Here is a 23,249-nt window from a genome sequence, read left to right as displayed (position 1 = left end):
TTTGAAGAAAATTGTCGTTCTTGGCGGAGGCTACGGCGGTGTCGTTACTTCCAAACACCTCGCCAAATTGTTCAAAAAGGATAAGGATGTTTCGATCCAGCTGATCGACCGCAATCCTTACCATACGCTCCTGACGGAGCTGCATGAGGTCGCGGCTAACCGCGCTCCTGAAGATTCGGTTAAAATCGAGCTTAAAAAGATTTTTGCCGGTCAAAAGGTTGACGTTGTTCTGGACTCTATCGATAATATCGATTTTGCATCCAAAGAGCTTCGTTCCGCTAAATCAACCTACAAATATGACTACCTGGTTATCGGTACGGGCTGTAAGCCGACTTTCTTCGGGATTCCAGGTGCAGAAGAGCACTCTTTGACGCTCTGGTCCTATGAGGATGCAGTTCGTCTCAAGGAGCAAATCCGCGACAAGTTCGGCAAGGCTGCGAAAGAAACCGATCCGGTTAAACGCTCGAAGATGCTTTCCTTCGTTGTAGTAGGTGCCGGCTTTACGGGTGTCGAGCTGGTTGGCGAGATGGCTGAGTTCCGGGATGAGCTCTGCAAGGAATTCTATATCGATCCTAGCGAGGTACGCCTTGTTGTGGCGGATATGGCTCCGAAAATCCTGCCGATTCTGCCCGACAAGTTGATTGAGAAGGCTGCTAAGCGCCTGAACAAGATGAATGTCGAAATTGTTACTAGCGCAAAAATCACCGGTGTTACGCCGTCTGGCGTCGTACTCGGCGACAAGTCGCTGGAAGCTGACACCGTTGTATGGACAGCCGGTGTTGAAGGCTCCGATCTCGTTGGCAAGCTGGATGTTAAACAAGAAGGCCGCAAACGGATCGTAACGAACGACAAGCTCCAAAGCGTAGACCATGACGATGTATACATCGTTGGCGATAACATCTTCTTTATTCCTGAAGGCGAGACTCGTCCGGTTCCGCAAATGGTTGAAAATGCCGAGCAGGCCGGCCCGCTTATTGCGCACAATATCTATGCTGACGTTCATAACAAGCCTAAGAAGCCCTACAAACCAGGCTTCCACGGCACTATGGTATGTATCGGCAGCCGTTATGGTGTAGCGAATGTCGGTCTTCCGAATAAAATGTTCATGCTGACCGGATTCATGGCTATGTTCTCCAAGCATTTGATCAATATGTATTACCTGTTCACCGTAGCAGGCTTCCATAAGGTATGGACATACATGATGCATGAATTCTTCCATGTGAACAACCGCAGAAGCTTTGTCGGCGGACACTTTGCCAAGCGTTCTCCGAACTTCTGGCTGCTGCCGCTGCGCATCTTCGTCGGTTACAAATGGCTGGAAGAAGGGATTGATAAGCTTCCTAAGATCCTGAAGGATCCTTCGAATATCTTCCTGATTCCTCCTTCACCGCACGCCGACGTTGTTACTGCAGCGAGTCAGGCGGCTGAGGAAGTTAAGACGACGGTTGACGCTTCTTCCGCAGCATCGGCTGTAGAGAGCGCTTCGACTTCCGTAACGGCTCTGCCGGTTCCGGGATTCATAAAGAGTATTGTGAACTGGTTCATGGACATCTTCTTCTATACTTCAGATGGCGGTTATACCGCTTTGGCGACTGTATTCCAATTCTTCATGGTATTCATGGAAATCGCAGTCGGTGTGATGATCATTGTAGGTCTGTTCACTGCTGTATCGTCCGCAATAACAGTCGCACTCGGCGTCATGATCTGGTCCTCCAGCATGGCTTCGACAGAAATGCTTTGGTACATGACTGCAGGTGTCGCGTTGATCGGCGGATCCGGCAGTGCGTTCGGACTTGACTACTATGTTCTTCCTTGGCTCAGAAAGCAATGGAAGAAGATCCCTCTCGTTCGAAGATGGTACTTGTACACAGACTGACGCAGTATCTTCGTCAAGCATAGAGTCTCTTATTTCATAATTTCATTAGAGTAATGCACGCCCGTGTGCATTACTCTAATTTTTACTACTTTTCATCTTTACTTGCCCGGCAATACGCCTCAAGGAGTGTGCCATCATTGAATAAATATGAGCTGATCCAGGACGCATTTCAAACGTTGCAGAGAGAGATTTCGCCCGATACGGGAATTCAACTGGATATGCCTTGTGAAGAAGCGGAAGAGATGGCGAATCTGCTGTTTGAGTATGGCCTTCCCACGCTCCGTTCCACCCGGCTGTTGTCCATTTACATCGCAATCAAGCTCGCCTTGCTTCGCCATTCGGATTTCAGTAACTCCCTTCATGGAGAGAATCTGACCCGCAAGGTACTGGACGGCGACTATCTATACAGCTTCTATGTACAGCTCTGCCTGCAATGGAACGAATATGATCTGCTGGCTCATCTGGCCCCGGTCATCAAGCAGATTCAAATCCGCAGAATCGAAGGCGCCTCTTACCATGACGTACTGCTTCAATGCTGGGAGCTGTTTTTCGAGCTGGAAAAAGAGTCTGTACGCAAAAGCCGTGCTATGTAAGACCTATATAAGTTGAACTAAAGAAGCTACGTAGAAAAGGTAGAAGTATAGGTGCAAAAGCTTTATGCAAGAAGGACACACTACACTCTTCGCCTCCAATGTACAATCTTTAGTTCAACTTATATGGTAGTGTATATTAACATTCATCGGGAGAGGATCCATATGACAAGACTGGATGAGGAACTAGGGATCTCGCTTCGCTCCGTTGATCGTGCAATCGAGAATATGGTTAAATTCGATAAGGATATTCCCCGCTCTTCCCCGCTTGCCCAGCATATTCTTCAATTGATTCATTCCGGCGGCAAAAGAGTTCGCCCGCTCATGGTTATCGTAGGCTCCCGTTTCGGACCTTCCAAGGATGAGAAAAAGACAATGAGACTTGCGGCGGCGGCTGAATTTATCCACGCAGCTTCTCTGATTCACGATGATATTATCGATGATTCTCCGCTTCGGCGAGGCGAGCCTGCGCTGCACGTTAAGCTGGGTGTTCACGATGCACTGCATGTCGGTAATTATATGTCGGCACGGGTTGTAGAATTGATCTCCGAATACTCTGCGGAACGGGAGCGTTTTGCTTACGACCTGTCTTCCCTTGTTACCACACAGCTATGCTTGGGCGAATACCAGCAATTATCCCATTTATACGATTACGACGTTCATATTGAGGAGTATTTGGAGAAATCCCGGAACAAAACGGCACAGCTGATGGCTTCTTGTCTGAAAATAGGAGCGTTGGCCGGTGGTGCTGAGGAGAATACCGCTGATTTGCTCTACTCCTTCGGAGAGAAGCTGGGCATCGCCTTCCAGATTCGCGATGATATCCTGGACTTTACCCAATCGGCCCAGAAGCTTGGAAAGCCTGCGGGAAGCGATCTGCGCAAGGGTCAGGTGACCTTGCCCGTGCTGTTCGCGTTAGAGGTAGATGCGCTGGCTTCCCGGATACGTTCTATCGGCCCCGATACCCCATCAGAGCAAGTGGATGCCGTTGTTGCTTCTATTCAGCAATCCGACGCGCTCCGCCAAAGCGAGCTGGTGAGTGAGCAATATCTGGATGAAGCCCGGGAGTTGATCTGTCAATTGGAAGCCTATCCCGCCCATCAGGACTTGAATGTTCTATTGAATTACTTTAGCGGCCGCGACAACTGAATGACACAAAGGGCTATCCCCAAGACTTGATCTACGGGATAGCCCTTGTTTGTATTAAGAGGCCCGCATGGCAGCGATTTTCTTGGCTGAAGGATCGAATGAGGATGTGGAATGAGCGGGAGAACAGCTATCAGAAAAGGACGCGTTAGAGGAGGCAACGTGTGGCATGCAAGCAGGAAAGTGTGCGATAGCAGTTATCAGGCTGAACCGCAGTTAGCACGTAGAGAAGGCAGCCGTGTGAATGGCTATGCCATAAGCTGCGCTGCAAAAAGCTTGCCGTCTGTGGCGACTATACCCGCTTAAAAGTAGCGTGCGCAACTCACTTTACGCCCAGTCCCAATGGCCTGGGCGCCTGGAGTTGAGCTCGCTCGCACGTTATTCTGGCCTTGGGAGTAACTTCGTTATCCGACTACGCATTCCAGTCTTGGTCTGAACTTTACTCGTCCTGCTTGATCAGCCTCGTTACGGTCGCGCTCCAGTGAAATTTCTTACCTTAAATTCTTCATTTGATGCTCGAACCCACTTTTAGTGAAAAAACTTACCTTAGATCGCCAGTAACTAGTTAAATCCAAGGAATAGCCGACTTTAAGCGAAAGAATTTCACTATATCCGTATTTCCACCAATTCACCTAAATTTAGAGTAACTTTTTTCACTAAATGTGTGTGATCCGTTTTGGCATGCGGTCGCCGGATCATCGTCATGCTGCGAAAACCACGTGCTGAAAGCCACGCTCGGTGCGAGGTGTACTTATGCGTACTTGGTCGGTATTTTGCAGAAGCTACCTAAGTGCATTCGGCGGCGCATACAATGCCGATCTAAAGTGCTGCGCTAAAAGGGTATAAGTGTGAAGGTTGGTGCAGAAACGGAGTGGTCGCCTTTGCGAGTGGATTTCTTCCTTGTCTGAACTTATTACAATAAGAGAAATCCGCGAGCAACAGCGATCGAAGGCAACCTTCACACGTTACCCCCAGAACGCAGAATCTTTTCCCTGCTTTATACTGCTGCGCTATTGCACGAAACTACGACGAAGGGAACGTTGGCATTAACGCTGAGACAGCTCTATATTTACTGCACCAGCCACTCATCCGGGCAAACAACCTACTTCAGCAGGAAAAAGTCTGCCATGGTGAAGAACAGGATGACCATGCTGATCACCTGGTTCAGATTGTACGAAGCGACCTTCATCACTCTGCGATTGGAGGGCTTGATGATCTTATGCTCGGTCATCAGGAGCAGGATGGCTAGGATCAGGCCTGCAATATATAGCCAACCGAGCCCGCGAATCGGGATCAGGACGATCAGCAGAAGCACCATAATCGAGTGTAATCCCGCAGCGATTCTCAGCCCGTTCTTCAGACCGAAGATGCTGGGAATGGACCATAATTTATGCTCGCGGTCAAATTCGATATCTTGGGATCCATAGATAATATCAAAGCCGGCAATCCACAGCATAACGATGGTTCCCAGGATGAACGGCGTGAAGGCAAATTTACCTGTGACCGCAAACCAGGCGCCGATCGGAGCCGAAGCAATGGTGAATCCGAGATACAGATGGCTCATGTAGGTGAAGCGCTTTGTATACGAATAGGATGAGATCAGAAAAATAGCTACCGGCGATAGAATTAAGCAGAGCGGATTCAACATCCCGGCGGCAAAAATGAAAATAGCATAATTAATCAAAACAAACAGGAGCACTTCCTTCTCTCCCAGCAGCATCCGCGGCAAATGCCGGTGCGCTGTACGGGGATTCTGGGCATCGAAGGTCCGGTCCACAACCCGGTTGAATGCATTAGCCCCATTGCGGGCGCCGATCAATGCGATCAGTCCCCACAGCATAATCCGCCAGGACGGGAACCCGCCTGCCGCCCAGATCATCGAGATGATTGCGAACGGCAGCGAAAATAGCGTATGCGAGAACATCACCAGTTCTCCGTAAAGCTTAATGCGGTGACCGATTTTACGCGCGATTTCCATCGCCTGCTCCCTCCTGTGTCCAGGATGCAGCTGCACGGTCGGCCTCTTCGAATACCTGACCAAGCGCAGTGAGCATCTCTGCGATATTCTGCTCTGTTATTACGAGCGGCGGCTGGAAGGCCAGTACATTCCGGCCCACGCCGTTCTTGCCGATGATGAACCCGCGATCCTTCATCGCCTCCAGCACATCATCGACAAGGCGGGCGCCAAGCTCTGGGGCGCCCGCACTCAGCTCGGCGCCGAGCATCAGGCCGGCGCCGCGCACCTCGGACAGCACGCGCGGATAGCGTGCTGCCAGGTCCTCCAGGCCGGCTCGGAGCTGGCCGCCCAGGCGCTCGGCGCGTTCCGGCAGGCGGTGCGCTTCGATGTAATCGAGCACCGCGAGCGCCGTGACGGACGAGACCGGATTGCCGCCAAAGGTGGAGGCCGAAGGCCGGTTGAAGCTGGCGGCAATCGCGTCCGTCGAAGCGAACGCAGCGATCGGAACACCACTGCCGAGCGCTTTCGCCATGGAGATAATATCGGGCGTCACGCCCCAGCGATCCATGGCGAACATGCGGCCTGTGCGGCCAAAGCCGGTCTGAATCTCGTCGGAGATGAGCAGTACGCCGTACTGCTCCAGAAGCGCCTTCACTTCAGGGAAGTACCAATCCGGAGGCACGATGATGCCTGCGTTGCCCTGGATCGGCTCTGCGATCATCGCTGCAATCTCGCCGCCCCTCTCCTCGAGCACTGTCTTCAGCGCGTCGATGGAGCGTCTTGCTGCATCATCAGCGCTCATTCCCTGTGCATACGGCCGCGGAATAAAGGTAACATCCTCAGCACCCGGCACAGCCAGTTGCGGGTCTGTCCGCCACATTTGGAGCCCTGTAACGCTCATCGTCAAATAGGTCCGTCCATGCAGGCCTTGCTCCAATGCGATGAATCCCCGGCGTCCGGTGTGCAGGCGGGCAAGCAGCAGGGCTCCTTCATTCGCTTCGGAGCCGCTGTTAACAAAGAAGGTGCGGCGCAGATCTCCAGGCAGCACCTCTGCCAGCCGCTCCGCCAGATCCACATTAGGCTGCGTTAAGTAAATGGTGCAGGTATGCTGCAGCGTTCTTAGCTGCTCTGCGGTTCTCTCCACAATTTCCGGATTGCAGTGACCGCTGGCGACCACAGAAACCCCGGCAAAAAAGTCGGTGTATCTCTTGCCGTCATGTCCGTATAAATATTGCATATCCCCCCGGACAAGCTGCGGCGGATTCCGATAGAAGTAACTGGTGCAAGGATAAAAATATTGGCTGCGCTTCTCTAAGATACCTTCCGGTCCGATGTATGGACTCATGCTCATTCGCCTCTCTTCCCTATTTGCTGCTCTCTATTCACTTCATTATTGAACTTTGTCAGTTATGAACCTCGCCAGGCACTTGTACGGCACCAGGTCTATCTATGCTTACCTTTGCCCTGCTGGCTCTGCTTGCAAGGTACTTAATGTAGTATTAGCCTGAGCTGCTCCACCGTCAAACTGAAGCGCCCCCAGCGTATACCCGGCATAGACCGGCTGAAGAGAAGCGAACAGCTCCTCTGCACGGTCCGGCTCATTCAGCGCCGCCTTATAGGCTGCAATGATCGTCGCCAATTGTTCCGGGCTATAGGTGGTGCCTTCAATCCGGAACACCTCCAGCCCGGCTTCCTTCAGCTCACGCACAAGCGGCAGAAGACATAGCTCCTTGGCCAAGGTGAGATGATTGCGTCCATGCACATCGCGGTATACCGGGCTTTCGCCCTTATCTGTCTTGAGCACCAGTATCGAATTAGCGACATAAGTATTATCCTCTTCGCCAACCGGTTCGAATACTTCAGTATTTTCGTACAGATCGTGCTCCATATACATCAAGGCCGGAGAGCCATGCACGAGGGCCTCCATCGGTGCCGGCGCTTCAGCCAGCAGCGCGCGCAAATCGATCGCAGGCAGCTCCATGGAAGCTGTGAGCCGTGTTACTCCCATATTGTGATAGAAGCCCGCAGAGAGCTTGTTATACACATTTAAATTGAAATCCCCTACGAGCGGGTAGCCCTTCCCTGCAAATTTACGCACGGCCCCCAGATTCGTTACCATAACCCCATCAATCGGCAGACGTTCACCGGAGAGTAAACCGTCGTAAATTTCAAATTGCAGTTCCGTCATCATCCGCGGCAAGCAAACATATAGCTTCACATCGCCCTTTTGCGCGGCAAGCTGCTTAATCTCTTCTTTGGTAAACGCATGATCGGGCTCATATACATCTCCTGAAAGGTAAATGTGATCTGCCCCGGCCTTCATCGCCGCCTCCGCCTGTGTGACATTATTCACATGAACAGAGAGCTCAAGACGGCTGGTCCCCGATTTCCTGGACGGTGAAAATTCAGACCAGATCTCCTTAATCTCGTTCAGCCGCTTCTCCCCAAGCTCCCGTTCTTCCGTCGGTGTACTGAACACCTTGCCCGTGCTGTAGAACTTGCCGGTTCCCTCATACCGCTTATTCATGTTGGATAGCCCGGGACGGCCAAAGGCATAGGCGGTAGAAAAGTCACGCTTCCGGTTCTCGTACAGCAGATCGCGATCCTTGGCCCGCTCAAATCCGACCGGATCGGCAATATAACGGTCAATTGCGTCTCCGTAAGCATTGATCAGCATCAGCACAAAGGCAGTGTCCCGCATCCGGCCTTCAATCTTGAAGGACGTAATTCCGCCATGAATCAGTTCCGGAATATGCTCATACATGTACATATCCTTCACCGCCAGCGGATACTCCGAAGGATAGACGAAGCCGTCCTTTTTAACCCGGTAATCCCAGCGGCAAGGCTTCAGGCATTTTCCCCGGTTGCTGCTCATCCCGAAGACCATGGAGCTGAAATAGCAATTCGCCCCGTGGACAGAGCACATATCGCCATGGATGAAGTACTCCAGCTCCATTCCTGTTTGTGCCTTTAAATAACGGGTTGAAGCCAAATCCATCTCGCGCGAGGTTACGACTCGAGTGACGCCCAGCTCCTTCAGGGCCTCTACCATTTCAATATTATGCACATTCATCATCACCGAGGAATGCACCGGGATCGAGAGGCCTAACTGCCGAATCAGCTCCAGCACGGCAAAGTCCTGGACAATAATCGCATCCGGAGCCGCGCTCTCCAGAAACCCCAAATAGTCAGCCGCTTCCTCAAGCTCTCCCTCATTCAGCAAATTATTTACGGTCACATAAGCTCTTTTTCCTAAAGCGCGGGCAATTTGCACCGCCTCGGTGATCTGTTCATGGGTAAAGTTATACCCTTTGCGCATCATGCGCATATTCAGACTTGGTCCGCCGAAGTAGACCGCATCACAGTTGGCTTTGATAACCTCCTCGAAGATTTCAAAGGTTCCCGCCGGCGCAAGCAGTTCGACTTCTTTTCCATTAAAATAGCGTGCCACAGTGTTTCTCCTCCCCAGGTACCGCAAATAACTGCGTTATTTAACGGATTTTATCTTCCTCTATATGTTTTCGTGATTTAAAGAATCAAGTTAAAACCAGCTTAAGCACAAGCACGATAGCAATCAGGACAACAAAGGACAGGACGAACCCCGTAGCCTTTGTACTCCAGACCAGCTTATGGTACTCCGAGCGCGGCTCCCCAATAATAAATCCCCGGGCTTCCATGGATAGCACCAGCTCCTCCGCACGGCGAAAGGCACTTACCGTTACCGGTACGAGCAATGAGACGAGCAGCTTGCCCTTCTCCAGCCAAGGCAGCTCTTTCAAGTCTGCCCCCCGCGCCGCTTGTGCTTTAAGAATCTTGTGAGTCTCATCCAAAATTGTTGGAATAAAACGCAGCGCAATCCCCATCATCAAGGTCAGCCGATCTGCGGACACCCCGATTTTTTTCAGGGGAGCAAGCACGCCGCCAAGCCCCTGGTTCAGCAGCCCCGGCGTGGTTGTGAAGGTCAGCATCGCCGTAAATGACACTAACAGCAGCATCCGGCTTGCCGAGATCAATCCTCGTGATAATCCCCCGGCGTATACCGTCACATTGCCGATTTCCAGCAGCAGTCTTCCCTCATCCACGGTCAGCGTCTGCACGACAAAAATAAAAACCATCAGCACCCACAAGGGTTTGGCGGCTTTGGCGTAATATTTAAGCGGGATCAAGGTCATCTTCATATAGATGAGCGAAAATATCGCCGCCGCAAGGAGCGGAATCCAGGAATCCACTAGAAGGAGTGCTGCCAAATAGAGGACCATTCCTGTCAGCTTGGCTCTCGGATCGATCGGATGAATCCAGGAGCCGGTCTCGATGCTCCGTCCGAACAATAGTCTGTTGCGCATCCTCTATCCGCCCCCTTTCCGCTCGATGTCTCCTGCTTCCAGCAATCGGCTGATGCGTGCAGCCGTCTGCTCCGCTGTCAGACAAGGCTCCTCTTGCTCTAACCCGTATTGCTCCGCAAGCCGGTTCCATACCTTGATGCAGGCTGGAACCGCCAGATGGTATTCACTTTCCAGCCTTGCAGCTTCATGGACAAGCTCGGCCGGACTTCCCTGAAATACCTTCTTGCCCTGGTGCATGACAATCCAAGTGCCGGCATAAGGAAGCATCTCTTCGATCCGGTGGGTCACGACGATCACCGTCTTGCCTTCCTCCTGCTGCATTCTTCCCAGCAATTCGGCCAGCTCTGCCCGACTCTCCGGGTCCAGCGTGGCCGTCGGCTCATCGAGAACGATGACCTCCGGATCCATGGCCAGCACAGAGGCTATCGCCACCTTACGCATCTGTCCTCCGCTGAGATGAAAGGGATTCCGGGGCAGGAAGGATTCATCCAGACCCACTTGCCGCAAAGCACGGATTGCACTTTGGCGCGCAGCTTCCCGGTCCATTCCGAAATTCAGCGGGCCAAACATCACATCCTTCTCCACCGTATCTTCAAACAGCTGCTGCTCAGGGAACTGAAAGACAAGTCCTACTCTGCGCCTCAATTCCTGCAGCAGCGGCTTGCCGCCTGCTTCAAGCGTAAAGTCCAGCACGCGAACCTTGCCTTCCGTCGGCTTCAGCAAGCCGTTGAAATGCTGCAGCAGCGTGGACTTTCCCGAGCCCGTAGCCCCCGCGATACCGGCAAACACGCCCTCCTCCAGGCGGAGGCTCACCTCATGAAGGGCGGAATGACTCCACATATTTCTGGCATCGTAGGCAAAGCTTACTTTTTCAAAATCAACGGCCATATCCGATCCTCCACTTCCCCGCTCAGCCGGATCTCTTGCGGCACGGTAATTCCCAGCTTGTTCAATTCCTTCTCCAGCCTGACAGGGTAAGGGGCAATAAGACGGCAGGCTTGCAGCAGTTGATCATCCTGGAACAGCTCCCAGGGAGTCAAATCTGCGGCAATCCCGCCGTCGCTCAATACGATGGCCCGGTCCGAGGCCATGATCTCCTCCGCGTCGTGCGTGATCGAGATCATGGTGTACCTGCCTTCTTCCTTCATTCCTCGCAGAATATCCAGCAGTTCTCCTCGTGATCGCTCGTCCAGCATGGACGATGCTTCGTCAAAAATGATAATGTCCGGCTCCAGCGCCAGGATTGCAGCAATGGCGACCCGTTGCTTCTGTCCTCCTGACAGCTCTGCCGGATGCTTCGACAACAGATGGCCGATCTCCAGCTTCTCTGCATAGCTATGTACCCGTTCCTTCATTTCTTCCCGCGGAATACAGCGGCTTTCCAGCCCGAAGGCAATATCCTCTTCTACGGTCGAGCCGATAAACTGATTGTCCGGGTTCTGGAATACCATTCCGATATGAGAGCGCAGCTTCCCGATGGTGGCGCTGGAGAGATGAATGCCCTTCACCTCGATCATCCCCTCATTGACTGCCAGCAATCCCCCGAGCAGCTTGGCCAGCGTGGATTTGCCGCAACCGTTCGGGCCTACCAGCGATACCCAGCTTCCCGGAAGGATGCTGAATGACAGATCGCTCAATACCGGCTGCTCCGGTGAATACGCGAAAGAAACATGCTGAACATGATAAGCGGGTTGCTCTTCTGTCATCCTTACCCCTCCTGTCTATTAATATCTACACCGGCTTTGTCAAGAACCCCTCAAACAAGGATAACTTCGACAAGGAAGGGATCAGATATCGTACCGCAAGCCCGACTGCAATACCGGTCAATACGCCGGCAATTAACAATACCGGCAAATAGGACATGATTTTGGTTGTTTTCAAATATACCGCCGCAGCTCCAAGCTGCCCGACATTATGAGAAATGCCCCCAACAATACTAACGCTGACCATACTGAAATTTTCACGTCCGAAGCTGAGCAGTCCCCACATCGCAAGAAAGCTCAACAGGGCTCCGCTGATGCTGAACAACAAACTGGAGAAGGTCCCCAGCATGAACGAACTGAGTAAGGTTTTCAATATAACAACCATGAGGGCGTCTCTTCCTCTGAGGAAGTACAGGCATGTAAGCACCATAATATTAGCCAGGCCCAGCTTGGCGCCCGGGACCCCCATATTCACAGGAATCGAAGCCTCGATCAGACTGAGAACAACGGCTACCGCTGCAAAAATCGCCACGATGACCGTCCTCTTCAGAGAGAGATTGGCCTGCTCATTTAACGATGGCATCGATGTCATCTCCTTCTGAAGGCGCGCCCTCGATCTCTACTAATAATTTATGAGGCAGGCAGACAATCGTACCTCCATTGCGCTCAATAAATCCGAAGGTAAGACATACCTTGTCCGGGCAATCCGCATCGATCATTTCAATACCGTAATCATGAACTTTAAGTAAATTATACCCATGTTCCGTATTTATCTCGATTTCCTGTTCTTCACCGGTCAGTTCTACCGTGCGGAACAGTTTGCCATCCACCGTAATTTTAGCGATGCGTTGTGTGTTGTGATTGTTTTCACTAGGGCTGTCGCCAAACCATCTGGGCACTAGAAATGCAGCAGCAATGACGACGACCAAACCGATGAGTATGATATCTCCGCGCTTCATGACAAACTCCCTTATTTTTTAATTATATAAATCTTAGATGAAACCATTATACCTGTTAGGCTCCAATCATCCGTGTGATAAATGTATCATTTTTTGCCGCATTTCACAAAATCATCACTTAGGAAGGGTATAATGCAGGAAGGAGCCTCTGTGAGGATTGATACTTTTAGTGCAGTTTCTTTTCTGCTACAATCAAGGTCGACATGAATGAGAAATGAGGATGCATACCTATGTTCAAAAATAAAGCGGTCGTCCTGCTGCTATCCGCAGCTCTTCTGACAGGCCTGCTCAGCGGCTGTGGCAGCACTTCAAGCAAAAGCACAAAGGAAGGCAGCGCAGTCAACGCTAACGGACAAGCTCAGACCGTCACGCCTGTAAGCGAAACCTTCTTCATCTTCGATACCGTCGTGACCATTAAAATTTATGATAACCGTGCGACTACGAAAAACTTTGAAGAGCTCGAAGACTTGATGAAGGATATCGATTATAAAATTAACCGTTCCAACGAGGACAGTGAAATCTATGCTGTGAATGCCAACGCCGGCATTACCCCGGTTAAGGTGTCCCAAGAGACCTTCGATCTGGTCAAGATTGCGGTCGACTATGCCGAGCAGACCAATGGTCTGCTCGATCCCTCGATCGGACCGCTCGTCAGCCTCTGGAATATCGGCCACGAGGACGCCCATGTTCCACCTGCCGAGGATATTGCCGCAGCTCAGAAGCTGATCGATTACCGGAAGGTGGAGTTAAATGAAGATACGCTTGAAATTTACCTTCAGGACAAGGGAATGGATCTCGACCTTGGCTCCTACGGCAAGGGCTACGCGGCTGACCTGATCTACGATAAATTGAAAGAACAGGGCTTTGACAGTGCTATCATTGATCTCGGCGGCAACGTCTTCGCCATGGGCAGCAAGCCCGGTAATCTGGAATGGACGGTCGGCATTCAGGATCCGACTCAGGAACGAGGCAATGATATTGGCACCGTCAAGGTGATCGATAAGACCGTCGTAACCGCAGGCATTTATGAACGCTATTTCGTAGAGAACGGCAAGTTCTACATGCATATTCTTGATCCGCGGACCGGCTATCCGGCAGATAACAATATCAGCAGTGTCACGATCATTGCCGATTCCTCTACGGCTGCCGATACGATGGACACTTCGCTGCTCATTATGGGCATCGAGGATGGCTTGAAGTTTGCCGAGGAGAACAACACGGAAGCCTTGTTCATTACGAAGGACAAGCAGCTCTATGCCACTCCGGGCTTTAAAGAATTGCTCAATAAGAGCAATGACGATTATAGCTACGCTAATTAATCGAGGTTATCCATCCCCTTTTCCTGCACTCCAAGCTGCGGGATAAGGGGATTTTTCGTCATGCCGCAGCTTTGCGTTAGTCTTCTTTATGTTGGGCATCTTTGCGCTGGGCACTGCGTTAGGCATCCTTCACCTTGGAGAGCGGCTATTTCACTTTTGTACGGATTATCGTACAAAAAGTTGTTGTTACAGTCGAAGACAAGCCACTTTGTACGAAAAAACATATAAAAAGTTTCATTTATGCCTTGGATAGGCAATTTTTGTACGAATAATCGTATAAAATGCTTCCATCCGTGCTTAGACAGATTTTTTTATATGGAATATCGTACAAACCCACCTCATTTGACATTGATAATGATTCGTTTATGATGATTCGTTGATGTCGTTAATGACTCTTAGTTAATGACTCTTACTAGGTATAGGAGAATAGTAATATTAGCTCGAAGCAACAACAAAAAAAGGACGTTTTCTTGACTTTTCATGAAAATTCCTGTAATATTACAAATTAGATTGTAAACCCCATATCATGTTCCTCAAATGATTATAACCCTCACATACCATTCCGGTATGAAAATTCCTTATTTATGACCCTAAGAGTAAGAATGTTGGCAGTATTCGAGTATTTCTGATTCAAGCTGGCGCGGTCATCGGAGCCGCAAGGACAATTGAGAGGTAGGGCTTTTGTTGTATTAGAAACCGTAGATACGGTTGTAGTCTGAGCAGGAACATCCCATGGTTCTTCAATGCAAGCTAGAAGGCCGGGTTACAATATTATTCCCGCTGATTCGGGAACCCAAATGCAAGCGTCCCACGGATTTTGCGATCCGGCGGACGCTTGCGTCCATTTTGGGGAGAAACGGGCATAAGCTTGTTCCAGGTAAAGCAGCATGCATATTCTCCTTCCCTCCGTCCCACACTACAGATGTCTTTCCAATTCAGTCCAAAGGGGTGTTGAACAATGCGTGAAGGGTTAATTCCTGCTGTTCTTGGAACGGTCGTCACTGCATCAGCCGCATCACTGCTTGGAAGCAAGTACAAGCTTGCTGCAACCGGAGTTCTTGGATTTGGTCTGGCCCACATTGTGCTGGGCGCGATCGACCTGATTGAGCACCGCTAGCCTAACGAGAAGGACAGAGCTATTCTGCAGACTTTCGGGTCTGTCGGGATAGCTTTTTTAGTATTTGCTGTTATACTTAAAAATCTATGAAAAAAATATGTACAAAATTTGTACAAAACAACCGTTTAGCCTGCATCCTCCCGCTCTTTCAGGGTTTTCAACGTGTTTTCAGAGGAAAATTTCTAGGACTATCGTCTATTGACTTTCCAACATATAGTAGTAAAATTGATTAGGCATAACTAAATGTAGTGTATATAGTAAATACAGGCGTGTTTATGACAAAAATCATTGTATTTAGTTACTAGACACATAACAAGAGTCCAGGAGGATCAGGGCCATGCTTATTGCGTACGATTCGAAGACCGGAAACGTCCGGCGGTTCATTAACAAATTGAAACTTCCAGCGGTTCAGATCGAGGAGACTATGACGATAGACGAGCCCTATGTGCTTGTTACATATACCACCGGTTTTGGCCAAATTCCGGCGAAGGTATCCGCCTTTCTGGAGAAGAATCACTCCAGCTTGAAGGGCATTGCCGCCAGCGGCAATAAAAATTGGGGCCAACTGTTCGCGCACAGCGCTGACTTGATCTCGGAGCGATACAATGTCCCGGTGATCGGTAAGTTCGAGCTGTCGGGAACCTTTGGCGACGTACAACGCATAAAACAGGAGGTGGATCGGATTGCGGCACATTGAGTTAAACAATATGTTGATGAAACGGGATGAAACGGGCTTTTTCCAACTGGAAAAGGATCGGGAGGCCGTCGTAGAATTTATGCAGGACGTGGAGCGGCGCAGTCTGAGCTTCCCGAATACAAAGGCTAAGGTCGATTACATGATCGACAATGATTATTACGAGAATCTGTACGACCGTTATACCATCGATGTAATCGAAGATATATATCGAATTGCTCATGAATACAATTTTCAATTCCCTTCATATATGGCAGCATCCAAGTTCTATACGGACTATGCCGTCAAGAGCAATGACCGGAAGCAATACCTGGAGCATTATCCGGACCGGGTAGCGGTAGTGGCGCTGTACCTGGCACGCGGTAATGCCGATGCAGCACGTATTCTCGTTCGCTCCATGATGGAGCAGCGGCTTCAACCGGCTACGCCGACCTTCCTGAACGCCGGAAAAAGCCGGCGCGGCGAAATGGTCTCCTGCTTCCTGCTGGAAATGGACGATTCGCTTAACTCGATTAACTATGTGCTTAACACTTGCATGCAGCTGTCCAAGATCGGCGGCGGGGTTGCTGTCAATCTGTCGAAGCTGCGGGCGCGCGGCGAGACCATCAAGGGCGTAGAAGGCGCGGCTAAAGGAATCATGCCTGTTCTGAAGCTGATGGAGGATGGCTTCACCTATGCAGACCAAATGGGTCAGCGCAAAGGCTCCGGAGCGGCTTACTATAATATTTTTGGCTGGGATGTACTGGAATTGCTGGACAGCAAGAAGATCAATGCCGACGAGAAGACGCGGCTTAAGACGCTATCGATCGGTCTGATCGTTCCTAACCGCTTCTATAAGCTGGCTCAGGACAATGAACCCTTGCATGTCTTTGCTCCGTACACCGTCTACAAGGCTTATGGCGCCCACCTGGATGACATGGACCTGGATGAAATGTACGATACCCTGCTCGCTGATCCCCGCGTGAAGAAGAGAGTAGCGATGAGCGCGCGCGATATGCTGACCAAAATTGCGATTACCCAGCTCGAATCGGGCTATCCATATATTATGAACAAGAGCAACGCGAATGCCGCACATGCTTTGAAAAATGTAGGACAGATCAAGATGTCGAATCTGTGCACCGAGATTTTCCAGGTACAGGAGACATCCGAAATCGCCGATTATGGCCAATCAGACACGATCCGCCGGGACATCAGCTGTAATCTTGCATCTTTAAATATTGTTAATGTGATGCAGCATAAGAAGATCCGCGAGTCCGTGCATGAAGGTATGCTCGCCCTGACTTCGGTCAGCGATATGACTCATATCTCCAACGCCCCTGGCGTGGCCAAGGCTAATGAGGAGATGCACTCCGTTGGCCTGGGCGTTATGAATTTGCACGGCTTTTTCGCCAAGAACAAGATTTCCTACGAAAGCGAGCAGGCCCGCGACTTTGCCCGTACCTTCTTCATGACGATGAACTACCACTCCATCGAGAAGAGTATGGAGATCGCCAAAGAGACAGGCAGAACGTTCCAGGGATTCGAGGAATCCGAATATGCCACCGGGGTATATTTCGAGCGTTACCTAACGACAGATTACCGTCCGGTTACAGCCAAGGTTCAGGAGCTGTTTGAAGGCATCTACATCCCGACGCCAGAGGACTGGAAGAATCTGCGCGATGCGGTGATGAAGCATGGTCTGTATCACGCCTATCGTCTCGCCATTGCGCCGACGGCAAGTATTTCGTATATCCAGAATGCCACGTCCAGCGTCATGCCGATTGTCGAGCAAATCGAGACTCGGACTTATGCAAACTCGACGACTTACTATCCGATGCCTTACCTGCAGCCGGACAATGTGTTCTATTATAAATCAGCTTATCAAATGAACCAGTTCAAGGTTATTGATCTGATCGCAGAGATTCAGCCTCATATCGACCAAGGCATTTCGACGGTCTTGCACGTCAACAGTGACGTAACAACCCGGGAATTGGCCCGCTGCTACCTGTATGCGGCACATAAAGGGCTGAAATCCCTGTATTACACCCGGACGAACAAGCTGTCCGTTGAAGAATGCCTGACCTGCTCCATCTAAGGAAAAGGCGCACTGCAGCAACAGAGGGGAGAATTGAACGATAATGAATGCCATTCAAGCCGTGAATTGGAATCGTCCGGACGATGATTATTCGTTGATGTTCTGGAACCAGAATATTATGCAGTTCTGGACGGATGATGAAATTCCGCTATCTGATGATAAAATGTCCTGGCTGACGCTGAGCGATCAGGAGAAGGACGCCTATATGAAGGTGCTCGGCGGTCTGACCCTGCTCGATACGATTCAGGGCGGCGTAGGCATGCCGCAAATTATGGAGCATGTCGGCGGATTGCAGCGCAAAGCCGTGCTCGGCTTCATGGGCATGATGGAACAGATTCATGCGAAATCCTATAGCAGTATTTTTACTACCCTGGCTACTACGGAGGAGATCGATAGCATTTTCCGCTGGGTAGAGGACAATCCGTTCCTCCAGTACAAGGCATCGACGATCTCTGATTATTACGAGAGCATCAAGACAACGAAGGACCTCTATCTGGCTATGGCGGCTTCTGTCCTGCTGGAGAGCTACCTGTTCTATAGCGGCTTCTTCTATCCTCTTTATCTGGCTGGTCAAGGCAAAATGACCTGCAGCGGCGAGATCATCGATTTGATTCTTCGGGATGAGAGCATTCACGGCGTCTATGTCGGCGTGCTGGCCCAGGAAATTTTCGATGAACTGTCCGAGGATGAGCAGCATGATACGTACGAGACCCTCGTAGGTCTGCTGCGCTTGCTGCATGCGAATGAAGAGAAGTATACCGAACAAATCTATACCTCTATTGGACTGGTCGATGAGGTGAAGTCATTCCTTCGCTACAATGCCAACAAGGCGATGATGAACCTGGGTCACGATCCGTTGTTCCCGGACGAAGAGATTAATCCGATCGTCCAGAACGGCATCAGCACGCACACCAAGCAGCATGATTTCTTCTCCAAGAAGGGCAACGGTTATGTTCGCGCCATGAAGGTCGAGCCGTTAACGGATGAAGACTTTGTCTTCTAAATAAAACAATAAATGTCCGGCAGTCGGGTTTATCCCTTCCGCCGGACATTTTTTATGATCATGCGTGTAGTAGGCGAACCCTGCGTGAGCAGACTACCTCTTATACCTTTGCTAATTTTTCGTAATGCTTGTACAGAGAATGAAAGTAGCCGGAGTAGTTCTTGTTCCATGGTTTTCTTTTCCCGCAAAAGTGAATGATCGAGCTGTTCTTGATGACATAATCCATGTCATACTTGCCGTTGCTCACCAGCTTATAATATTTAAAGTAGCGCGGATCATAGTTGTAGCGTACTTCATCCACCGACTTAATACTCTTGGAGTACAGGGCGTTGATGATATCCTGATCCGGCAAAATCAGCTTGATCCGGTGCTCCTCCACAAAGCTGAATAGTTCCCGCTCCTTTATGCTCTGGCGCTGCAGCGCCAGATCCATCAGCAGCACGCCTGTATTATAATAAGCCTCAATCTCATAAGGTAGCAGGCGAAGCTTGTTCACCTCTTTGACCGATAGCCGGTCATGATAGGCGGCTCCGAACATGCAGCCTTCCAGATCTGTATCATACAGACTGCGAATTTCGTTAATTATGATCAGATCCGGATCAAGATACAATATTTTCTCTACTTCCGGCGGCAAAAATTTAAAGGCAAGAATCCGGTAATACATTTCCTTGGAGTAATGCTTCACCACCGGCGCATCCGCAAAAACATCCTCTTCCACGGCAACAACAGACAACTGCTGTCCCCTCTGCCCGACATATCGGTCCAGATCTGCCAACTCCTCATCCGATATGCTCGAATGCATAAGATAAATATGAAACGATTCTTCCGGATTACTTAGAAACAGAGATGTCAGCATCACCTTTAGCGCCTTGATGTACCTGGAATTTAAAGTGACCAGAATGTTCATAAGCCGCCTCGCTTCTTCTATGGAATAGTTCTGTTCTCCGATAGCTTCCCTACCGGTGCGCCATCTATATCTATTGTATGAGAGGCTGCAGCCTGTCCGCAACTATTCCTGCACGCAAAGGAGAGCGCCTCTGGACAAGACGCCCCCCCTTCATAGCACACGTTCTCTATTCCCCGAACAAGCCTGGCATACTTAAATAGCGCTCTCCCGTATCCGGGGCTATGCAAAGCACCCGTTTACCCGGGCCGAGCCGTCTCGCTTCCTGAAGCGCCGCCCAGACCGAGGCTCCCGAGGAGGGGCCGACCAGAATGCCCTCGTGTCTGGCCAAGTCGCGGGTAGTCTGCAGCGCGTTGTCATCTGCAACCTGAATAATCTCATCATAAATGTCTGTATTCAAAATGCCAGGAATAAATCCAGGGCTGGTTCCTACCAGCTTATGGGGGCCCGGTTCTCCCCCGGACAATACAGGAGACCCCTGCGGCTCCACTACAAGAATACGGATATCCGGAAGATGCTGCCGCAGCACTTCTCCGGTTCCGGTTATCGTCCCTCCGGTTCCGGCGGTAGCAACGAACGCATCCAGCTTCCCGTCCAGCTGTTCCAAGATTTCCGGCGCTGTAGTCACACGATGGATTTGCGGATTGGCTTCATTCTCAAATTGCTGCGGGATGAAGCTGCCGGGAATGGATTCATGCAATTCCAAAGCTTTTTTTATCGCTCCGGGCATACGCTCGGCTGCAGGAGTGAGCACGACTTGCGCGCCATAGGCCTTAAGCAAATTGATTCGCTCCTTGGTCATATTATCGGGCATGACCAGAATCGCAGGATAGCCCTTCGCGGCTGCATTCATGGCAAGCCCGATGCCCGTATTCCCGCTTGTTGGTTCAATAATGACGGAGCCAGGCTGAAGCTTCCCCTGCCGTTCCGCTTCCGCAATCAGATTGAACGCAGCCCGATCCTTGACGCTCCCGCTTGGATTGAAGTATTCCAGCTTGACATATACCTCCGCATCCTGCTCGCCAACCAGACGGTTCAGCTTCACGGCAGGGGTATCCCCTATCAGCTCATAGATAGAGGCAACGACTTTTCTCCCCATCTTCTGTCATCCCTCCAGGTCTGTATCCCGATAAAAGAGCATCATCGGCATCTTGTAAACATACGCAATAACGACAAATATACCAAGCATCATACCGACAATCACAAGCAGGCTGCTTACGGATAAGCCGCCAATCCCTGTTATAACGTTGGCAATGTTGCACCCCGGCGCAATGCGGGAAGCTACGCCCATTAACAGGCCGCCAATGACGGCATGCGGTATTCTTTCAAGCTTCGGTATACGAAGCTTGAAAGAACGACTAAGCAAGGCGGCCGTAAATGCACCAACAACGAGGAATATGATCAGGATCTCCTCCGGCCCGATTCCGATTCTCGGAAAATTGGCAAACAAGCCGTTCAGATAGGTATTGTTGAGCACGACCTCCTCACCTGCAACCAGCGATAATGCCGTTGCTGCGACACGGGTCTGCGGGCCGGTAATTCCGAAGTTGGACAGCACTGCGAATTGGATGGTTGCAAGGAGCCCGATCAGCACCGCAACCAGACGAATGTCCCAATGCGACTGTCTTAAAGGGTTCTTCTTCCAATCGGTGAAGGTATCCTTGAACCCTTGAAAGAAGGCCTTGATCCCATACTTTTTGAAAGCGATCAGAACCATGCCGCCTACGAGCAGCAGCGGAATCACCGCTGGAGGAAGCGGCAAGGAGAAGAAGGTATAGCCGGACTCCGAGACAGTCAGAGGCTGAATGAAGTAATCCCTGGCCCAAGGATCATAGATAAAGGCAAAGATTAAATTGCCGATCATGGCAAACAGCAGCACAATCCAGAACTGAACATACCCCATTCCACAGCGGTACAACGTACCCGAGCCGCATCCCCCGGCCATGGTCATGCCGATCCCGAACAGGAGTCCGCCGATCAGGTTGGTTCCCCCGATAGGCACCGTCCACACATCTGCGACCCCGCGGATTCCCAGACTAAGCACAGTCGCCCAGCCTACCAGGGAGACAGCGATCAGAACGAGCACTCCGTGTAAAATCCGGGTGTCCCGTACCGTGATCCAATCCCGAATGGAAGCCGTGAAGCAAAAATCAGCCTTTTGCAGCAGGAATCCATATAGAAAGCCGAAGATTCCGGCTATGATAAACGTGTCGATGGTAAAGGTCATAATGATCATCCATTTCGTGTAAAAGTTTGAATTGCCGGGAAGAGCTGAAGTTCAGTTCAGATGATCGGCTGAAAGCTAAACCACTCATTGAGCCAAAGTGACAGCACAGACAGCTTGTCTAAGAGCAGGAGCACTCCGAACACGATAAATATCCCTCCGCCGACTCTGGACAATACCCCGGTCATTTTGGACCACTTTTTAAAGAAAGAATAGAACAAGGCGAAGCCCAGAAAAGGAATCGTAAAGCCGGCTATGTACACCAGCATAAGCAGCATCCCCGTTTCCGGCTCGGAGGCGGACAGACCGACGATGGAACTCAGCATCGGACCGATGCACGGCGTCCAGCCGGCGGCAAAGCCGATGCCCAGGATAAAAGAACCGGCATAGCTTCCGGTCCTTCCGGTTATATTCAGACGGCGCTCGCGCAAAAGCCACGAGGGAGAGATCAGTCCGAGCAAGACAAGTCCCATAACAAGCATTAATAGTCCGCTGCCGATCCGGAGTTCCTTCTGGTATTCGATGAATAGACGTCCTATAAAGCTGGCCGAATAACCTAAAGCCAAATAGATGACCGAAATTCCGCATACGAACAGCAAGGTATGGAAAATAACTTTAATCCTTAAGCCGCTGCGCTGTCCCCCTTGAAGTAAGCTTGCCTCCAAACCGGTAATTCTGGAGAGGTAGACAGGAACGAGAGGGAGCATGCAAGGCGAAAAAAAGGAGAGCAGCCCGGCGGTTCCTGCTAAAGCCAGTTGAACAATCACCAGCCATCTCCCCCTTCCTTAGTTCTTGCCTATCTGAATCAACGATTCCAGCTTCCCGACGAACTCCTCTTCGGATTGCATCGCACTGGGTCCGATCAGTTTCTCAACAATACGGCCCTGCCGATCCACCAGGACAACCGTAGGCACGGCGAGCACTCCCAGTGAACTGCTGGCTATTCCGTCAAGATCAAAGTAAGCCGGCATCTGCAAATCGTACTGTTCAATAAAGCCTCTGGCTCCATCCACAGAGTCGTCCGGTGTGACATTCACAGAAATAAACGAGATTTCATCGCTGTATTCCGAATACAGACTATCGATATACGGAATTTCCTTCTGGCAGTAATTGCACCACGAAGCCCAGAAACTGTACAGAATGGGGCCGTCGATGTCAGAGGTATTCAGCAACTCTTCACCGCTCCGGATCGCGGCCAACTCAAAGCCTGGCACGGCTTCCACCTGTTCCTTGGCAACATCTGCAACGGGTGTCGGGGAACTACCGGAACAGCCCGAAATGATCACCGCAACAAGTGATAAGCCGGCGAAAAAGCACTTTATGTTCTTCTTCATTTCTTT

At 50.7% G+C, this 23,249-nt stretch carries 21 protein-coding genes; 8 read left to right on the top strand and 13 right to left on the bottom strand.

What is annotated here, in order from left to right:
• The first annotated feature begins 1 nt into the window (after position 1).
• The 3 genes from KI362_RS19240 to KI362_RS19230 all read left to right on the top strand — a co-directional run bounded on the left by KI362_RS19240 (position 2) and on the right by KI362_RS19230 (position 3,615).
• Positions 2-1,876, top strand: coding sequence for an FAD-dependent oxidoreductase (locus tag KI362_RS19240; RefSeq protein WP_301629555.1), 1,875 nt, complete (start codon positions 2-4; stop codon positions 1,874-1,876).
• Positions 1,877-2,013: 137 nt separating this feature from the next.
• Positions 2,014-2,469, top strand: coding sequence for a hypothetical protein (locus KI362_RS19235; RefSeq protein ID WP_301629553.1), 456 nt, complete (start codon positions 2,014-2,016; stop codon positions 2,467-2,469).
• A 162-nt stretch (positions 2,470-2,631) separates the two neighbouring features.
• Complete coding sequence (locus KI362_RS19230) at positions 2,632-3,615, top strand: polyprenyl synthetase family protein (protein ID WP_301629552.1); 984 nt, start codon at positions 2,632-2,634, stop codon at positions 3,613-3,615.
• A gap of 1,099 nt (positions 3,616-4,714) precedes the next feature.
• On the opposite strand, the gene KI362_RS19225 is transcribed toward KI362_RS19230, so the two are convergent.
• From KI362_RS19225 to KI362_RS19190, 8 genes are all read right to left on the bottom strand, one after another.
• Positions 4,715-5,590: a UbiA-like polyprenyltransferase gene (locus KI362_RS19225; protein ID WP_044480260.1), complete on the bottom strand. Its 876-nt coding sequence runs from the start codon at positions 5,588-5,590 to the stop codon at positions 4,715-4,717.
• Positions 5,574-6,914, bottom strand: coding sequence for an aspartate aminotransferase family protein (locus KI362_RS19220; RefSeq protein WP_301629624.1), 1,341 nt, complete (start codon positions 6,912-6,914; stop codon positions 5,574-5,576). The genes KI362_RS19225 and KI362_RS19220 overlap by 17 nt, the downstream gene beginning before the upstream one ends.
• A gap of 108 nt (positions 6,915-7,022) precedes the next feature.
• Entirely contained in the window at positions 7,023-9,020 is a 1,998-nt protein-coding gene (locus KI362_RS19215; RefSeq protein WP_301629549.1) for a peptidase U32 family protein, read from the bottom strand.
• Positions 9,021-9,105: 85 nt separating this feature from the next.
• The gene (locus KI362_RS19210) at positions 9,106-9,912 is read right to left on the bottom strand and encodes an energy-coupling factor transporter transmembrane component T family protein (RefSeq protein WP_044480263.1); all 807 of its coding nucleotides are present in this window, start codon (positions 9,910-9,912) and stop codon (positions 9,106-9,108) included.
• A 3-nt stretch (positions 9,913-9,915) separates the two neighbouring features.
• Positions 9,916-10,800 carry an energy-coupling factor transporter ATPase gene (locus KI362_RS19205; RefSeq protein WP_301629548.1) on the bottom strand — a complete coding sequence of 295 codons (885 nt, stop codon included), beginning with the start codon at positions 10,798-10,800 and terminating at the stop codon, positions 9,916-9,918.
• Complete coding sequence (locus KI362_RS19200; protein WP_301629546.1) at positions 10,776-11,618, bottom strand: energy-coupling factor transporter ATPase; 843 nt, start codon at positions 11,616-11,618, stop codon at positions 10,776-10,778. The genes KI362_RS19205 and KI362_RS19200 overlap by 25 nt, the downstream gene beginning before the upstream one ends.
• A gap of 25 nt (positions 11,619-11,643) precedes the next feature.
• Positions 11,644-12,198: a Gx transporter family protein gene (locus KI362_RS19195; RefSeq protein WP_044480265.1), complete on the bottom strand. Its 555-nt coding sequence runs from the start codon at positions 12,196-12,198 to the stop codon at positions 11,644-11,646.
• Complete coding sequence (locus KI362_RS19190; RefSeq protein WP_044480266.1) at positions 12,182-12,574, bottom strand: NusG domain II-containing protein; 393 nt, start codon at positions 12,572-12,574, stop codon at positions 12,182-12,184. The genes KI362_RS19195 and KI362_RS19190 overlap by 17 nt, the downstream gene beginning before the upstream one ends.
• Before the next feature lie 230 nt (positions 12,575-12,804).
• On the opposite strand from KI362_RS19190, the gene KI362_RS19185 reads away from it, so the two are divergent.
• From KI362_RS19185 to nrdF, 5 genes are all read left to right on the top strand, one after another.
• Positions 12,805-13,893, top strand: coding sequence for an FAD:protein FMN transferase (locus KI362_RS19185; RefSeq protein ID WP_301629543.1), 1,089 nt, complete (start codon positions 12,805-12,807; stop codon positions 13,891-13,893).
• Between the two features lie 958 nt (positions 13,894-14,851).
• Positions 14,852-15,010 carry a hypothetical protein gene (locus KI362_RS19180; RefSeq protein ID WP_044480269.1) on the top strand — a complete coding sequence of 53 codons (159 nt, stop codon included), beginning with the start codon at positions 14,852-14,854 and terminating at the stop codon, positions 15,008-15,010.
• A 337-nt stretch (positions 15,011-15,347) separates the two neighbouring features.
• Entirely contained in the window at positions 15,348-15,707 is a 360-nt protein-coding gene (gene nrdI / locus KI362_RS19175) for a class Ib ribonucleoside-diphosphate reductase assembly flavoprotein NrdI (RefSeq protein ID WP_301629540.1), read from the top strand.
• Entirely contained in the window at positions 15,694-17,778 is a 2,085-nt protein-coding gene (nrdE, locus tag KI362_RS19170; protein WP_301629538.1) for a class 1b ribonucleoside-diphosphate reductase subunit alpha, read from the top strand. The genes nrdI and nrdE overlap by 14 nt, the downstream gene beginning before the upstream one ends.
• A gap of 43 nt (positions 17,779-17,821) precedes the next feature.
• Entirely contained in the window at positions 17,822-18,781 is a 960-nt protein-coding gene (nrdF, locus tag KI362_RS19165) for a class 1b ribonucleoside-diphosphate reductase subunit beta (RefSeq protein ID WP_301629537.1), read from the top strand.
• 100 nt (positions 18,782-18,881) lie between these two features.
• Here the strand turns inward: nrdF and KI362_RS19160 are convergent, their stop codons facing one another.
• The 5 genes from KI362_RS19160 to KI362_RS19140 all read right to left on the bottom strand — a co-directional run bounded on the left by KI362_RS19160 (position 18,882) and on the right by KI362_RS19140 (position 23,243).
• On the bottom strand, positions 18,882-19,688 hold the full coding sequence (locus KI362_RS19160; protein ID WP_301629535.1) for a glycosyltransferase family 8 protein: 807 nt from the start codon (positions 19,686-19,688) through the stop codon (positions 18,882-18,884).
• Positions 19,689-19,854: 166 nt separating this feature from the next.
• Entirely contained in the window at positions 19,855-20,784 is a 930-nt protein-coding gene (gene cysK, locus KI362_RS19155) for a cysteine synthase A (RefSeq protein ID WP_044480275.1), read from the bottom strand.
• 6 nt (positions 20,785-20,790) lie between these two features.
• The gene (locus KI362_RS19150) at positions 20,791-21,912 is read right to left on the bottom strand and encodes a YeeE/YedE family protein (protein WP_301629532.1); all 1,122 of its coding nucleotides are present in this window, start codon (positions 21,910-21,912) and stop codon (positions 20,791-20,793) included.
• Between the two features lie 56 nt (positions 21,913-21,968).
• A complete protein-coding gene (locus KI362_RS19145) occupies positions 21,969-22,676 on the bottom strand; it encodes a cytochrome c biogenesis CcdA family protein (protein ID WP_301629530.1) in 708 nt (235 codons plus the stop codon).
• 18 nt (positions 22,677-22,694) lie between these two features.
• Positions 22,695-23,243 carry a TlpA family protein disulfide reductase gene (locus KI362_RS19140; RefSeq protein ID WP_301629529.1) on the bottom strand — a complete coding sequence of 183 codons (549 nt, stop codon included), beginning with the start codon at positions 23,241-23,243 and terminating at the stop codon, positions 22,695-22,697.
• Positions 23,244-23,249: the final 6 nt, after the last annotated feature.

This window comes from Paenibacillus apis (assembly GCF_018333295.1).
Lineage (GTDB): Bacteria > Bacillota > Bacilli > Paenibacillales > Paenibacillaceae > Fontibacillus > Fontibacillus antibioticophila.
The sequence above is the reverse complement of the archived record's forward strand: the minus strand, read 5'-3'. Positions and strand labels throughout refer to the sequence as shown.